At 37.3% G+C, this 14,655-nt stretch carries 15 protein-coding genes, 1 pseudogene and 1 riboswitch; of the genes and pseudogenes, 10 read left to right on the top strand and 6 right to left on the bottom strand.

Annotation, left to right across the window (positions count from 1 at the left end):
- Nucleotides 1-3 precede the first annotated feature (3 nt).
- Nucleotides 4-1,395, top strand: a complete 1,392-nt coding sequence (asnS, locus tag HPT25_RS23955; protein WP_173069980.1) for an asparagine--tRNA ligase — start codon at nt 4-6, stop codon at nt 1,393-1,395.
- 465 nt (nt 1,396-1,860) lie between these two features.
- Here the strand turns inward: asnS and HPT25_RS23950 are convergent, their stop codons facing one another.
- Nucleotides 1,861-3,354, bottom strand: coding sequence for an amino acid permease (locus tag HPT25_RS23950; protein ID WP_173069978.1), 1,494 nt, complete (start codon nt 3,352-3,354; stop codon nt 1,861-1,863).
- A gap of 108 nt (nt 3,355-3,462) precedes the next feature.
- Nucleotides 3,463-3,653: riboswitch (Lysine riboswitch) on the bottom strand.
- Nucleotides 3,654-3,837: 184 nt separating this feature from the next.
- Here HPT25_RS23950 and HPT25_RS23945 point away from each other — a divergent pair.
- Nucleotides 3,838-4,650, top strand: coding sequence for a YitT family protein (locus tag HPT25_RS23945; RefSeq protein WP_173069976.1), 813 nt, complete (start codon nt 3,838-3,840; stop codon nt 4,648-4,650).
- Between the two features lie 39 nt (nt 4,651-4,689).
- Here the strand turns inward: HPT25_RS23945 and HPT25_RS23940 are convergent, their stop codons facing one another.
- A complete protein-coding gene (locus HPT25_RS23940) occupies nt 4,690-5,055 on the bottom strand; it encodes a winged helix-turn-helix transcriptional regulator (RefSeq protein ID WP_246277273.1) in 366 nt (121 codons plus the stop codon).
- Nucleotides 5,056-5,179: 124 nt separating this feature from the next.
- Between HPT25_RS23940 and HPT25_RS23935 the strand changes: the two genes are divergently transcribed.
- A complete protein-coding gene (locus HPT25_RS23935; RefSeq protein ID WP_173069974.1) occupies nt 5,180-5,815 on the top strand; it encodes a nitroreductase family protein in 636 nt (211 codons plus the stop codon).
- A gap of 36 nt (nt 5,816-5,851) precedes the next feature.
- Here the strand turns inward: HPT25_RS23935 and HPT25_RS29430 are convergent.
- Nucleotides 5,852-6,022, bottom strand: a pseudogene (locus HPT25_RS29430) (YvbH-like oligomerization domain-containing protein); the annotation flags it as partial.
- Between the two features lie 207 nt (nt 6,023-6,229).
- Between HPT25_RS29430 and HPT25_RS23925 the strand changes: the two are divergent.
- The gene (locus HPT25_RS23925) at nt 6,230-7,204 is read left to right on the top strand and encodes a DMT family transporter (protein ID WP_173069972.1); all 975 of its coding nucleotides are present in this window, start codon (nt 6,230-6,232) and stop codon (nt 7,202-7,204) included.
- Nucleotides 7,205-7,327: 123 nt separating this feature from the next.
- On the opposite strand, the gene HPT25_RS23920 is transcribed toward HPT25_RS23925, so the two are convergent.
- The 3 genes from HPT25_RS23920 to HPT25_RS23910 all read right to left on the bottom strand — a co-directional run bounded on the left by HPT25_RS23920 (nt 7,328) and on the right by HPT25_RS23910 (nt 8,684).
- Entirely contained in the window at nt 7,328-8,188 is an 861-nt protein-coding gene (locus HPT25_RS23920) for a DUF421 domain-containing protein (RefSeq protein ID WP_173069970.1), read from the bottom strand.
- A 19-nt stretch (nt 8,189-8,207) separates the two neighbouring features.
- A complete protein-coding gene (locus HPT25_RS23915) occupies nt 8,208-8,414 on the bottom strand; it encodes a DUF1657 domain-containing protein (protein ID WP_173069968.1) in 207 nt (68 codons plus the stop codon).
- Nucleotides 8,415-8,480: 66 nt separating this feature from the next.
- Nucleotides 8,481-8,684 carry a DUF1657 domain-containing protein gene (locus HPT25_RS23910; RefSeq protein ID WP_173069966.1) on the bottom strand — a complete coding sequence of 68 codons (204 nt, stop codon included), beginning with the start codon at nt 8,682-8,684 and terminating at the stop codon, nt 8,481-8,483.
- A 187-nt stretch (nt 8,685-8,871) separates the two neighbouring features.
- On the opposite strand from HPT25_RS23910, the gene HPT25_RS23905 reads away from it, so the two are divergent.
- The 6 genes from HPT25_RS23905 (at nt 8,872) to HPT25_RS23880 (ending at nt 14,611) form a co-directional block, all read left to right on the top strand.
- Entirely contained in the window at nt 8,872-9,210 is a 339-nt protein-coding gene (locus HPT25_RS23905; RefSeq protein ID WP_173071437.1) for a YmaF family protein, read from the top strand.
- Nucleotides 9,211-9,398: 188 nt separating this feature from the next.
- A complete protein-coding gene (locus HPT25_RS23900) occupies nt 9,399-9,839 on the top strand; it encodes a MarR family winged helix-turn-helix transcriptional regulator (RefSeq protein ID WP_173069964.1) in 441 nt (146 codons plus the stop codon).
- On the top strand, nt 9,836-10,504 hold the full coding sequence (locus tag HPT25_RS23895; protein ID WP_173071435.1) for an HlyD family secretion protein: 669 nt from the start codon (nt 9,836-9,838) through the stop codon (nt 10,502-10,504). Before HPT25_RS23900 ends, HPT25_RS23895 begins: the two co-directional genes overlap by 4 nt.
- A gap of 8 nt (nt 10,505-10,512) precedes the next feature.
- The gene (locus tag HPT25_RS23890; RefSeq protein WP_173069962.1) at nt 10,513-12,450 is read left to right on the top strand and encodes a DHA2 family efflux MFS transporter permease subunit; all 1,938 of its coding nucleotides are present in this window, start codon (nt 10,513-10,515) and stop codon (nt 12,448-12,450) included.
- 915 nt (nt 12,451-13,365) lie between these two features.
- On the top strand, nt 13,366-13,521 hold the full coding sequence (locus tag HPT25_RS23885; RefSeq protein ID WP_173069960.1) for a hypothetical protein: 156 nt from the start codon (nt 13,366-13,368) through the stop codon (nt 13,519-13,521).
- 199 nt (nt 13,522-13,720) lie between these two features.
- Entirely contained in the window at nt 13,721-14,611 is an 891-nt protein-coding gene (locus tag HPT25_RS23880) for a YitT family protein (RefSeq protein WP_376767988.1), read from the top strand.
- Nucleotides 14,612-14,655: the final 44 nt, after the last annotated feature.

Here is a 14,655-nt window from a genome sequence, read left to right as displayed (position 1 = left end):
GAAATGAAACAAGCCTTGTTAAAGGAGTTTTACAGAAATACAGAAAGTTTCATTGACCAAAAGGTTCAAGTTTCTGGATGGATTCGTACGATTCGAGATTCCAAAACATTTGGTTTTATTGAATTGAATGATGGCAGCTTTTTTAAAAGTGTTCAAATTGTTTTTGATGACCAGTTAACGAATTATAAAGATATTGCTAAACTTCCGATTAGTTCTTCGATCAAAGTGGAGGGGGATTTTATCCACACTCCTAATGCAAAGCAACCATTTGAGATAAAGGCAAACAGTATTACGATTGAAGGTACTTCTGATGCTGATTACCCGCTTCAAAAGAAAAGACATACATTTGAATATTTGAGAACGATTGCCCATCTGCGTCCTAGAACAAATACTTTCGCTGCAGTCTTCCGCGTTAGATCGTTAGCGGCGTATGCTATTCATAGGTTCTTTCAGGAAAAAGGATTTGTCTACGTACACTCTCCGATTATTACTGGAAGTGATACAGAGGGAGCTGGTGAAATGTTCAGAGTCACCACTTTGGACATGGAGAATCTTCCGAAGAACGAGGAAGGCAAAATCGATTCAACAAAAGACTTCTTCGGCAGTGAAACAAATTTAACAGTAAGCGGTCAGCTTTCTGCTGAATGTTATGCACTCGCATTCCGTAATGTTTATACGTTCGGGCCGACTTTTAGAGCAGAAAATTCGAACACCGCGAGACATGCTGCTGAGTTTTGGATGATTGAACCGGAAATAGCATTTGCTGAATTGCCAGACATCATGGAACTAGGCGAAGAAATGGTGAAATATGTAATTGGCTATGTATTAGAACAAGCCCCTGAAGAAATGAATTTCTTTGACAGTTTTGTAGAGAAAGGGTTATTGGATCGATTAAATAATGCTTATACTTCAGATTTTGGCATTGTTACTTATACTGAAGCCGTTGAATTGTTAAAGAATTCAGGTGAAACTTTTGCTTACCCTATAGAATGGGGCGCTGACCTGCAAACAGAACATGAACGTTATTTATGTGAAAAAATATTCCAAAAACCTGTATTCGTAACTGATTATCCAAAGGAAATAAAAGCATTTTATATGAGATTAAATGAAGATGGAAAAACAGTGGCAGCAACAGATTTGCTTGTTCCAGGTATTGGCGAACTGATTGGCGGAAGCCAGCGTGAAGAGCGTGAAGAGGTTCTCGCAGCCAAGATTAGAGAATTGGGAATGAGGGAAGAAGATTATTGGTGGTATTTAGAATTAAGAAAATATGGTGGAACAAAGCATTCTGGATACGGTCTTGGTTTTGAACGATTAATCATGTATTTAACAGGTATGACGAATATACGTGATGTCATTCCATTCCCAAGAACACCTGGAAATGCTGAGTTTTAAAATAAAAGGGTCCTATTAGGATCCTTTATTTTTTTGAAATCACTCACTTTGCTACATGACATCATTATGTTGATCAAATCGATTGAGGGACAAAGAATCAACAAAATTGTATTAACATAGCTTTTGGAAAAGCGCTGTTAAACGTGGCTGTTGATTTCCGCTCCATGCACATCGCTTTTCAGGGGAGTGCCGGGGAGCCTCTTCGGCGCTAAAGTGCCTGTGGGTATCCCCAAGCCCCGTACTACCGCAGGACATTGAATGACTTCCTTGAATTCACCCACTCAAGAAGGAAATGCGTTAGCATTTCCGAGGAGTCTCCGTGCCTTCCGCTCCAATCAACAGTCTGCATATATCAATATTGTTCTTTAACATAGCTTTTGGAAAAGAAAACGGCTCCGTTCGGAGCCGTTTTTGATCATTATTTTATTATCCTGCATTAGTAAATTGTGATGAATAGTTTTTTGTTTAATCTGACGAATCTATGGATAAATCACATTGATCCAATGGAATGAATTTCGTTTTCTTTATAAATTTATAGGCAAGCCATGTAATAAAGAATAAAGGAAGCCCGATATATGATACCAATGCACCATTCCAATCAATATGTGCACCTGTAAAGGCTGTATAGTTTTGGCCTAAGACAACAAAGGCGCAGACGACGAATGCGAAAATAGGGCCAAATGGAAATAATTTAGCTTTAAATGGTAATTGATTTAAATCCTTGCCTTGCGCTACATATGCCTTCCGGAAACGGTAATGGCACACTGCGATTCCAAGCCAGGCAATAAAGCCCGACATACCGGATGCGTTTAGCAGCCAGTTATAAACGGTACCGTCACCAAACAATGAGGCCAGAAATGCCAATGTCCCAACTAATGTTGTAACAATTAATGCGTTAACAGGTACACCATTTTTATTTAATTTACCAAGAGATTTAGGTGCTTTTCCTTCCCGGGCCAAATCCCACAGCATCCTAGTAGATGCATACATGCCTGAATTTCCCGCTGAGAGGACAGCTGTTAAAATGACCGCATTCATAACAGAAGCAGCAAAAGCAATACCGGCTTTTTGGAAAACAAGTGTAAATGGACTGACGCTGACATCACTGTTAGAAAGATTATGGTTTGTATACGGGATTAATAATCCAATAACAAGGATAGCTAGAACATAGAATAACAGTATCCGCCAAAAAACGGATTTTACGGCTCTAGGAATGGCTGTTCCTGGGTCGTCTGTTTCACCGGCAGCAACACCTAAAAGCTCTGTACCTTGGAAAGAAAATCCTGCTGCCATAAAAATTCCTAACATCGCCATAAAGCCGCCATGGAACGGTGCATCACCAATTGTCATATTTTTAAAACCTACCGGATGATTTCCCATAATTCCAAAAATCATTAAAGTACCGGCAATAATGAAGATAATAACTGTAACAACTTTTATTAATGAGAACCAATATTCTGCTTCTCCAAAGCCTTTTACCGAAAGGTAATTCAACAAAAACATAATCACAAGGAAAATACTGCTCCATAATAATGAAGGAGTATGAGGGAACCAAAATTTCATAATCATCGTAACAGCTGAAAGCTCTGCTGCTATGGTAATGGCCCAGTTATACCAATAATTCCAACCAAGTGCAAATCCTAGGGATGGGTCAACGAACTTGGTAGCATAAGTACTAAAGCTCCCTGCTACAGGCATGTATGCCCCCATTTCAGCTAAACTTTGCATTAAAAAATAAACCATAACGCCGATCACTAAATAAGAAAGAATGGCGCCTCCCGGTCCCGCGCTTGAAATCGCTCCGCCGCTGGCAAGAAACAACCCGGTACCAATTGTGCCCCCAAGTGAAATCATCGTTAGATGTCGAGATTTTAAACTCCTTCTTAATTGACTTGGATCTTTTTGAGATCCAGACTTTTCTCTATATGCGAGATCCTTCTGTATTTGTGATGATTGCATAATAATAAAAACTCCTTTTTCTATATTTTTAGCTATGGAAGGAGTTTGGAATAAAAAACGCCAGCGAAGATGATTCGCTGGCGTTTTGAATATCCCGCATCATACCTTCCGAAAGATAGCTCAACACGCATGGCTGGTTAGACCATGCGTGACAGTTCTGTTCCTGTTCGGAAACAGCCCCAGCATACTGCTTCAGAGATATACAGTACACTTCGGCGATTTTTCCTTTCATGCGGAGTCAGCAATATCTCTGTATCTCGTCCGCCTTACTCATAAAAAACGCGACCTCTACCTCATCGGTTTGGATGAGGATTTATTTATGAAGTTTAATATAATAATATAGTATATATATTATAGCGGAGTTGTCAATCGAAAGATTATTCAAATAATTAAGTATTATTGTAAAAAACTATCATATTTACATTAGATCGCTTAACCTGTATGATTTTAAATTAAATATTTCCGGTTTTAGGGGGTACTTTCATGCAGCAATTTGGCATCATCGCAGGGTCATTAATCATCGTCATTAGCTTTAATTTGTTTCTCATTCCACATCAAGTATTAAGCGGGGGATTGAGCGGGATTTCCATGATCTTAGGGATGGTCACTCCAATCAATACAGGGGTGGCGAATCTCTTATTAAATTTGCCTTTATTAATTATTGGCTACATAAAACTTGGAAAAAAGTTTATTATTTATTCCATTTTTTCGGTACTCATCATATCTATAGGGCTCTATGTAATCCCAGTATTTCCGATTGCTAATGATAAAATTCTTTCATCTATTTTTGGTGGTGCATTAACTGGGCTAGGAGTTGGAATTGTCTTTCGCTGTTCGGGGTCGACTGGCGGCTTTGATATTATTGGCATGATTGTTTCCAGATACATGGATTTTCCAATTGGTGTTCTTTTGTCTGGAATGAATGCTGTAGTGATTGTTATTAGCGGTTTTTTGTTTAGCTGGGATGCTGCACTTAATACACTTGTTGCCATTTTTGTGACAGGTAAAGTGGTAGATACTATTTATACGGAACATGCAAAATTAACTTTAATGATCATAACAAATAATGGGGAGAAAATGAGAGAGCATTTATTGTCTAACCTGTACAGAGGGTTAACGATTTTGGATGGCATGGGAGGCTATTCAAAAGACAATAAAAATGTTTTATTTACCGTTATATCCAGGTATGAGCTAAATGAAGTCAAAACACTTATAACTGAAGTCGATCCATGTGCTTTTGTCAATATTACGGAAACGATCGAAGTAATGGGGTTGTTTCATAGGCGAACACCATAATCGTAAAGGCTGACTCTTATGTGAACAAGAGAGTCAGCCTTATTTTTTGTGAGAATTTTTCTGATTATTCGTCCATTTAATGAGGGCATTGATCACATCTTCAAGTTCTTTTCCTGCTGTGGTTAATTCATATTCTACTTTTTTTGGTGTGGTGGCAATCACATTTTTTTTAATGAGGCCTTCTTTTTCCAAATCACGGAGTCTTTCTGTAAGCAATCGATCAGAAATACCAGGGATGGCGGAAACGATTTCATGGTATCGCATTGGTCCCTTAAGTAAAACATAGATAACAGCACCCATCCATCGTTTACCGATAAACTCAATGGTATTGTGGTAATTAGTGCATATATGCTGAATGTCCTTTTCACTTTGAGGCAGGCAATTATTTTTCATGGATTCACTCATTTAAATACCTCTTTTTTGCTGATCTATTTGTATCATACCATAATCCTTTTGCTTGACGAAAGGTACTTACTAATAGTAAGATGTTTTCGTACTTACTAAAAGTAAGTTTAAAAGGAGGAAAAGTATGTCTACTTCTGTTGTAACAAAAGGTTTATCTGATGTAATTAAAGAACGCCGTTCCGTAAGAAAATATGAGCCAAATTTTACGATTTCAAAAGAAGAAGTACAAGATATCATTAAAGAAGCAACCCTCGCTCCTTCATCCAGCAATCTCCAACCATGGAGATTTATGGTGATTCAAGATCAGGAAGTTAAGAAAGAACTTAAAACCATTGCTTATAATCAAGAGCAAGTTGAAACCGCGTCGGCAGTTATTGCCGTTTTAGGTGATAAAGAAATGCATGAAAGTGTTGATAAAGTATATCGCAGTGCATTTGAAGCAGGTTATTTAGATGAAACAAGTATGGATCGCCTTATTCAAAGTGCAAATAACCTCTATCCCAATGCACCAGAAGAAGTTCGTAAAAATATTGCAACATTTGATGCGGGGCTAGTTTCCATGCAAATCATGTTAATTGCTAAAGATCGAGGCTATGATACAGTACCAATGGCTGGTTTTAATAAAGAGCAGTTTGTTCAAAGATTTAATGTTCCAGACCGTTATTTCCCTCTTGTGTTAATTCCAATTGGAAAAGCAGCTGCACCTGCACATAAAACAACAAGATTGCCATTAGAAGATGTAGTAATTGAATACATTTAATAAAACGCTATGGTAAAGCACGTTGTTGTTTAATCCTCACATTAATTGAGCGATTTTCAATATGTATGTTTTAACATAGCTTAAAAATAAAAACATAACACCGCATAATGGAGTTATGTTTTTATTTTTAATTATTAATATTTGCTCAAAGACAAAACCAAAGTCTTTCACACAATATTGTTTTTTGCTATCCTCTAGCCACTGAAAAAAAAGCCTGGTTCAGACTTTCCCAAACATTTCACTGTCCCCACTTTCTAATTTATTCCTTCCCATTCCATTTGTCCGTATGAAAATCAAAAGGCTTCAAGTTTCTATAAGAAGGGAATTTGTATATATATTCACATAATTCTTTGAAAATTTGATACAATAGTGAAATCAAAATATTATTAAAAAAGAATAAGGGGAAGAGGAAAAATGCGTCCAATCATATTAGGTATCCTGGCAGCCTTCTTTTTTGCCTTTACGTTTATTCTCAACAGGGCAATGGATCTCGCAGGGGGCAGCTGGATTTGGAGTGCATCGTTACGTTATTTTTTTATGGTTCCATTTCTCATTATTATAGTAATAATGAGAAAAAACTTAAAACCATTACTTCTTGAAATGAAGAAACAGCCGTTTACTTGGATCTTGTGGAGCACTGTCGGTTTTGGTTTGTTTTATGCACCACTTTGTTTTTCTTCATCTTATGCACCTGGATGGCTTATCGCGGCAACATGGCAAATGACGATCATTTCCGGTTCTTTTTTGGCTCCTTTTTTTTACGAAACAGTATCTACTGAAAAAGGATCCATTCAAATCAAAGGAAAGATTCCATTTAAGGGTTTATCCATGTCTTTGGTGATATTGATAGGTATTATCCTAATGCAGCTCCAACAGGCCGAGAATTTAACTTTCATGGCTTTGTTTTTAGGGGTCTTTCCTGTAGTCATCGCGTCCTTTGCTTACCCGCTAGGAAATAGGAAAATGATGGAGGTTTGTGGAGGAAGGCTTGATGTTTTTCAAAGAGTGTTAGGGATGACACTAGCTAGTCTCCCGTTTTGGATCGTCCTCTCTATCTTTGGGCTCTATACCGTGGGGCTGCCCAGTCCAGATCAAACAATTCAATCCGGATTAGTAGCAATTTCCTCTGGAGTAATTGCTACAGTACTATTTTTTCAAGCTACGGATTTAGTCAGAGGGAATATGCAAAAGCTTGCTTCGGTAGAAGCTACACAGTCTATGGAGGTTTTATTAGCCTTACTAGGGGAGTTATGGCTGTTAAAATCTACGATGCCCACTTTTATGGCTTGGTGTGGCGTTATTTTCGTAATGGGCGGAATGGTCCTGCACAGTTACGTATCACATAAACAAGAGGGCCCAAGCAGTAATCAAACTAATTGTCAGGTATGATCACTATCTTTCAGATAGATTCATATTTGTGGGATCATTCATAAAATGCTATTACTCAATAGAATCATTCCTAAAAGTGCAAAAATCCTTATCATTTATGCTTGATAAGGATTTTTCGGTTAGCTATGCTTTTAGATAAGGTTGAAGCTTTTCAATGGTATCCTGCAACAACTTGGCATTTTTTTTATACATTTCTTTTGAATCTTCACATGTTGTAGCAAGCGAAAATATTTCCAGGTCTGCTTGTGCTTTTTTTAACGTAGCCAATAATAGGGGTCTATTAGTAGGCTGAGGAACTTGAATTTTATCGTCATAAAGATCAACTGTTAAATCCCCGTACGAATTAACCTGCCCGAGGAAAACATTATCCAGAGTGATATTTAATTTTTCTAATTCTGTATATAGCCATCCTCTGCCTTTACCCGTCCAACGTAATGCTTCATCTATTATATTTCCATCCATAATAACTGTTTGCGGTTCTTTTTCGTTTGCCACTTTCATTCCTAAATCTTTAGGAGTAAGAGGCTGGTTTTCCTTTTTTAATAAAGCACTTAAATTTCCACGAGGCTCAATCACCGCAAATTCAACATCCGCTATGCTAAATATATTTTTTTGGCGAAGAAGGGCAGAAATTTCATCTGTTGAATATTTTTCTTTTTTCATATTATCTTCAAGAATTTTCCCGTCCTTTATGATCACTGTTCCTTTACCTTCAACGATATCACGGAATTTTTTACTATGTAATGAAAAATAGTCTGCAAAAAATGTTACTAGTCCAAATACAATAATCGCCAATGCTCCGTGGTAGGCATTGCTTTCCAATCCTGTTACAACTTCTCCGGCAATACTTCCAATGGTAATACCTGCTACATATTCGAAAAAAGAGAGTTCAGAGATTTGTTTCTTTCCTACTATTTTGGTTGTTAAGAATAAAAGCAGCAAAAAGATTATAGAACGAAAAATAATAAAAATCCATCCTGGCATTGTGTTCACCCTCTAAAAATTATGACCCGCTATATTGCGGTTCCTGACGTTCCAATTCTAGAACACGGTACTGCAGATCCTTCTTAATGTTACCAATGAGCATTGTCGATTCATGAAAAACGATCCGCGCTTCTTCCTCTAACGAATTTAAGGCAAGAGAAGATAATTGAGCTTCAACTCCCTTTAATGTGGCAAGGCATTGTTTCACATTTGAGGCAACTGTCACATTCTACCTTCCTTTCTGTTCATTTTTATATAGAAAAAGGGGTTGGCAAAACTGCCAACCATTAAATTATTGATTATATTGCGGTTCTTCAGTAGAAATTTCCTGAAGGCGAGGTTCAATGCTGTCAATAATAGTTTGAGTTTGTTGGGCAGCCTGTTGGTATAATTGCTTTGCATTTTTATTTTCTGTTTGTAATGCAAAGGTTTCAAAGCTTGCTTGTGCACTTTTTAATCCAGCAATCGTTTGTTTTACTTGAGTTCCTACAGTCATTTCATTTACCTTCTTTCATGATAAAAATCGTTGTTACAAAAATAGTATGCGAATCATTTTTTTGCTTATGTAATGTTTTTCTAATGAAAAGGGAGAATTATTTTCCAATTGTTGAGTGCGAAGGAAAATATTTTGTTCATTTTAGGCATATAGTGTAACAAAATACATGATAGGAAAGGGGGATATGATGAGAGCAACAAGTAAGGATGATTTTGTACCTGGATTTGTACCGAATCATAATCATGGTTCAGTAGATTATACCGGAATGAGTGCAGGGCATGTACATCAATGTTTGGATGTTACTTCTCCGCCTATTCCAACTGAAGATGGAGGACATATCCATTACACAGAAGGGTTTGTATTATTCGAGGATGGCCATACCCATCATTATCGAGCGTATTCAGGGCCGGCGATACCAGTAGGGAATGGTATGCATGTTCATTATTATGATTTTTATACTACAGAAGACTCTGGACACAGCCATCATGTCAAAGGGGTCGATCATCCAGCACCTGGGACAAAATAAATAGTTTTTATTACAAATTGGTTTTCCTCAAGGGAAAGCCTTTTTTTGTTCGAAGATCTATAAAGCGTGAAATGTTTTTTTGTTGACATACTAATGTATAACTGTTTATAATGCTAACATTGAACGAATATTTCGCATGCGAAATGTTTTAGTAGGAATAATTAGATTTGCAAAAAGAGGAGGTTAAAATGTACACCCTGAATAATGAAGTGCTCGAATCGTTCGTAGAAATCAATCGTGCTATTTATAAATTATTGAAAAAAGATGCAGATCGGGCAGGGCTAACAGTTGTTCAACTTAGAACACTTCATCTCATTTCGTTGAATCCAAATATTGGGTTGGGAGATTTAGCTGAAAAACTAAAGTCGACAAATAGTACAGTCAGTGGAGTGATTGACCGATTAGTTCAGCATGATTTCGTAGTGCGGGTCGTCCCGCCAGAAAACCGACGTTCAGTGTCTATTCATTTGACGGACAAAGGGAAGGGTATTTTTGAGCATTTTATGTCTGATTCAATTTTTATCAAGAAAATGAATGAGCTGCTCAATATGCCGAAGGAAAATATCGAGCAATTATTAAAGCTGCATGAAAATGTGCTATCAATCATGAATACCGAGGAGGAACAATAATGAAGTTAGGAAAAATGATTATTTTAAATGTGATCATTTTATTAGTTTTAGTGGGTGGAGGTTTCGGTGCTTATGCGTATTACAATAACGCTGTCAATTATTTAAGCACGGACAATGCTCAAATTTCTGGTCAGCAGGTTTCGATTGTCGCTCCTGCAACAGGTAAATTAACAGATTGGAATGGGAAAGAGGGAAGTTCTTATTCAAAAGATCAACAAATTGGAACCGTTCTTGCTGCAGGTACTGGAACTGGAGCAGCAGCTGCACCAACTAATATACCTGTCACAATGCCATCTAACGGTACTGTTGTTCAATCAAATGCTGTGAAAAATTCTTTTGTTGCTGCTGGAACACCATTAGCTACAGTGTACGATCTTAGTAATTTATGGGTAACAGCAAATATTGACGAAACAAAAATTGATGATATTGCGACAAACCAAGATGTAGATATTTATGTGGATGCATTCCCTAACACAACGCTTAAAGGGAAAATTGAAACGATCGGGCTTGCAACAGCAGGGACTTTTTCATTATTGCCAACTAGCAATACGAGCGGTAACTATACAAAAGTTACGCAAGTAATTCCTGTAAAAATCAGTATTGATGATGCTAAGGGATTAAATCTTGTTCCAGGTATGAACGTGACCGTGAGAATCCATAAGTAGGTGATAAGATGTCAATATTAATCACGGTTTATATCATTTTCAGTGCTTTGGTGCTGATTTTGATAAATTATCTGTTTGCAAAAAGGGGAAAGAATCGTTCGAAAAGAGGAAGACGGACAGAATTTCCGTATCAACAGGAAAGTATTGATAGCATTAAGAGTGAAAACTCGAGAAATGAAAATGTCCTAGATGAAAAATTAAATCCTGAAACCACGACATTAGAAAAAACAGAAAAAATCGAACAGTCGGAAGTGATTGAACAAATTCAGATCGATAAAGAAGACGAAAGTGCGGATCTTGAAGAACCGTTAGTAGAGCTTCTTAAAGAATCCGCCATCGCAGCACCTGCCCTTGAGTACGTTGAGGCTGACGTAAAACCTATACAAGAAGAGAAACAGACTAAAAATTCCCGTTTTTCTTCGGCTGATGTGGAGTCCTCAAAAGGCAGGATTATGATAGCCGTTATGCTTGGTGCATTTGTAGCGATCTTAAACCAAACATTGCTTAATGTGGCCATTCCTCATATTATGAATGATTTAGGTATATCGGCGAATACCGTACAATGGTTATCGACTGGATACATGCTTGTAAACGGAATATTCGTCCCGATTACTGCATTCCTCATTGAGAAGTTCGGTTCCAGAAGATTATTCATTACTGCTATGTTGTTGTTCACGATTGGGTCTGTCATTTGTTCGTTTTCGGCCAACTTCAGCATGCTAATGGTAGGCCGAGTTGTTCAGGCAGCTGGCGCAGGAATTATCATGCCGCTGTTAATGACTATTATTTTTGCTTTATATCCTCCTGAAAAACGCGGCGCGGCAATGGGAGTTATGGGGATTGTTATGATATTTGCTCCTGCGGTTGGGCCGACATTATCAGGTTGGCTTATACTTCATTATTCATGGAGATTGCTATTCGATGTTGTAATTCCTATTGGAATACTAGATATTATCCTTAGCGTTTTATGGCTTAAGGACGTTACCGAAAGATCGAATCGAAAATTTGATTTTCCTGGTTTCATTTTTTCCACGATTGGATTTGGATTTCTTTTGTACGGATTCAGTGAAGCGGGAAATGATGGCTGGACGAGTGCCACTGTTGTAATATCACTTGTAATTGGGGTTTTGTCATTAATTGCATTTGTTATACGCGAACTTACAACGGATAAACCCATGCTTGACCTTCGAGTTTTCAAATATGACATCTTTGCGTTGACGACCATTATTAGTATGATTATCAACATGGCCATGATGGGCGCCATGATTTTGGTGCCGATTTATTTACAAAACATCAGAGGGTATACTGCCCTGCAATCAGGTCTTCTATTGCTTCCGGGGGCAATTGTGATGGGGATCATGTCACCGATCTCTGGAAAATTATTTGATAAAATCGGCTCCAGACCGCTTGCTGTTATTGGACTATTAATTACGGTCATTACTACATGGCAATTCTCAAAACTTGATATGTCAGTATCTTATTCTCATATCTTAATTCTGTATGTTTTCCGTATGTTTGGTATGTCTTTCTTGATGATGACTGTTATGACAGAAGGGCTGAATCAGTTGCCTCGACATCTTGCGGCACATGGTACGGCAGCATCTAATACGGCCAGAACAGTTGCCGGAAGTATTGGAACCGCATTTTTAGTTACCATCATGTCTACAAGGCAAACTTATCATTACGGAGAGTATCAAAATGTTGTTACAAGTACAAACCCATTTATAGCAAGTAAAATATCTCAAATAGGTCAATACTTAGCATCTTATACTCATCTGCCTTCAGCGGCAGGAAATGAACTGTCAATCCTTACGATTTACAGTCAAATCATGAAGCAAACCACGATTGACGGTATAAATGATGCATTTATTTTTGCAACAGGTTTTGCTGCTGTAGCCTTAATTCTGGCGTTCTTTATCAAACGGGCGAAAGTAAGTGAAAAATAACTAAAAACAGGGTTCTAATGAATAGAACCCTGTTTTGTTTAGCTATGTTAGAGCGTGTTGTTGATTATTTCACTAGTTGGGTGGGGCAGAAATCTACAGCAAAAGTATAACAACCCTTTTGGTTTTTAATTCACATAAACGTCACAAATATTTAGTTTTATTTAAAATTTTTCGTGCTATAATGAAATTGTAAGGGAAATACAAATTTTAACATCTTAGGAGACTCAACCATACCGTGTTCGTTCCGTTTGTGAACGAATTGTAAGGTTGTTAGGTTAAATCTTTTGCAGTTATTTGGAAATAGTTCCTATGAAATGCATGAAGGTTGGGTACAAATCTTTAATGGCTTCTTGCCAATTAATCTTCATTCCATGAAGATTAATTTAAGAACTTATTAGAAGAAGGATTGCTTTCTAATATGCAGAAAAAGTTAAAGTTTTGTCAATAAGATTATTCTTATTAGAACCCAAACCTAAATTGTAATGGGAGCCGTTTTCGAATAGAGGTATGTGAGTCTCACTCGGTGATCGTACCGAGAATTAGGTGTCTAAAGGAATTTGAATTCCATCAAATTATGTGAATTAATTCCTTCAACGGAACTAACACACATCGGTTGATTTTTCCAAGTTTCACTTTAGATCAGTAATGACTAAAGAGGAATAGGTATTGCGAATCTAATTAGCTGATGTCATGGTTGGGTCTCCTAAGATGTTAAAACAAAAAGAGGTTGCTTCTATAATGAAGCAGCCTTTTTTTGTTTATTCGTTAGGTATTATTTGCACTCTGTTTCGTTACTCAAGTAATGGGAAAAAGAGGGGGGTGACAACCAAGATAAAAATATCGACACTTAACAAAAATACGAATATTTTATTGGTAAATGAGAAAAAATAGTCACCGAAAGGGGTGGAAGTTATCATGAAAAGAAATGAAACACAAAAAAATATACCGACCATAGCGCCAGGAATGGATGATCAAGTAGAACTAGAACAAAGTGCAAACGAAAAGGAAATAGAAAAAGGTGAATATACAAGTGTTACCACACTTTCATATGATGAAGTGGGGCCAAGTTAAAATGCCGCTGCCTTTTCTGGGCAGTTTCTTTATTTTAATGGATACATAAAAAATCTTTGTAACGTATTGGACTTTACAAAGACAATGAAAAGAAAGAGAGCATTTTATTACAATTTCATAAACATTTTCGTTATCCTATAAATAAGAAACTGTACATGAGAGGGGCAAGTGAATGTCAGAAACACAGGATTTAACGCTAATGGAACAACAAGAAATCATAATAGAAAAGATTCAACACCGCAGGCTCACGAAGAAAAAGATTTTACAAAGAATTTTGCTTATTACACTTGGGGCAACACTAATGGCAGTAGGGCTGGAAATATTTCTTGTACCCAACAAGGTTATTGATGGAGGAATCACAGGAATTTCCATCATGCTTTCCTATATTACCGGTTGGAAACTTGGTATTTTTCTATTTCTGTTTAATCTCCCATTTTTCTTTATTGGTTATAAGCAAATCGGAAAAACCTTCGCTGTTTCTACTCTTTATGGAATTATTGTACTTTCCATTGCCACAACATTACTCCACCCTGTTCCTGCATTTACCCAAGATATTCTCCTGGCAACCGTATTTGGAGGAGTCGTCCTCGGGATGGGAGTTGGCATAGTAATTCGCTATGGCGGCTCGTTAGATGGCACTGAGATACTGGCCATTCTCTTTAACAATAAACTCCCGTTTTCAGTGGGCGAAATTATTATGTTTTTTAATCTCTTTATTTTAGGGAGTGCAGGATTCGTTTTTACTTGGGATCGGGCAATGTATTCTTTAATAGCCTATTTCGTAGCCTTTAAAACCATTGACATCACCATCACTGGCCTTGATGAATCAAAATCGGTATGGATTATCAGCGATTATGCTGAAGAAATTGGCGTTGCAATCATGGATCGACTTGGCCGTGGAGTGACCTATTTAAATGGAGAAGGAGCATTTTCCGGTGATCATAAAAAAGTCATTTTCTGTGTAGTCAATCGCTTGGAAGAAGCGAAATTAAAAGAAATTGTCACAGAAAAAGATTCCAATGCTTTTTTAGCGGTTGCAGATATTGCTGAAGTCAGAGGCGGAAGATTTAAGAAAAGGGATATACACTAGAAGTGGGCTGAATTCAGCCCCTTTTTATTTTTCCATTTATTACT

The organism is Neobacillus endophyticus (genome assembly GCF_013248975.1).
GTDB lineage: Bacteria > Bacillota > Bacilli > Bacillales > Cytobacillaceae > Neobacillus > Neobacillus endophyticus.
The sequence above is the reverse complement of the archived record's forward strand: the minus strand, read 5'-3'. Positions and strand labels throughout refer to the sequence as shown.

What these genes read in the sequence shown, in the direction of transcription:
- asnS (WP_173069980.1), top strand. Translation starts at nt 4, where the DNA reads ATGAAACAAGCCTTGTTAAAGGAGTTTTACAGAAATACAGAAAGTTTC.
- HPT25_RS23950 (WP_173069978.1), bottom strand. Translation starts at nt 3,354, where the DNA reads ATGCAATCATCACAAATACAGAAGGATCTCGCATATAGAGAAAAGTCT.
- HPT25_RS23945 (WP_173069976.1), top strand. Translation starts at nt 3,838, where the DNA reads ATGCAGCAATTTGGCATCATCGCAGGGTCATTAATCATCGTCATTAGC.
- HPT25_RS23940 (WP_246277273.1), bottom strand. Translation starts at nt 5,055, where the DNA reads ATGAGTGAATCCATGAAAAATAATTGCCTGCCTCAAAGTGAAAAGGAC.
- HPT25_RS23935 (WP_173069974.1), top strand. Translation starts at nt 5,180, where the DNA reads ATGTCTACTTCTGTTGTAACAAAAGGTTTATCTGATGTAATTAAAGAA.
- HPT25_RS23925 (WP_173069972.1), top strand. Translation starts at nt 6,230, where the DNA reads ATGCGTCCAATCATATTAGGTATCCTGGCAGCCTTCTTTTTTGCCTTT.
- HPT25_RS23920 (WP_173069970.1), bottom strand. Translation starts at nt 8,188, where the DNA reads ATGCCAGGATGGATTTTTATTATTTTTCGTTCTATAATCTTTTTGCTG.
- HPT25_RS23910 (WP_173069966.1), bottom strand. Translation starts at nt 8,684, where the DNA reads ATGACTGTAGGAACTCAAGTAAAACAAACGATTGCTGGATTAAAAAGT.
- HPT25_RS23905 (WP_173071437.1), top strand. Translation starts at nt 8,872, where the DNA reads ATGAGAGCAACAAGTAAGGATGATTTTGTACCTGGATTTGTACCGAAT.
- HPT25_RS23900 (WP_173069964.1), top strand. Translation starts at nt 9,399, where the DNA reads ATGTACACCCTGAATAATGAAGTGCTCGAATCGTTCGTAGAAATCAAT.
- HPT25_RS23890 (WP_173069962.1), top strand. Translation starts at nt 10,513, where the DNA reads ATGTCAATATTAATCACGGTTTATATCATTTTCAGTGCTTTGGTGCTG.
- HPT25_RS23885 (WP_173069960.1), top strand. Translation starts at nt 13,366, where the DNA reads ATGAAAAGAAATGAAACACAAAAAAATATACCGACCATAGCGCCAGGA.
- HPT25_RS23880 (WP_376767988.1), top strand. Translation starts at nt 13,721, where the DNA reads ATGGAACAACAAGAAATCATAATAGAAAAGATTCAACACCGCAGGCTC.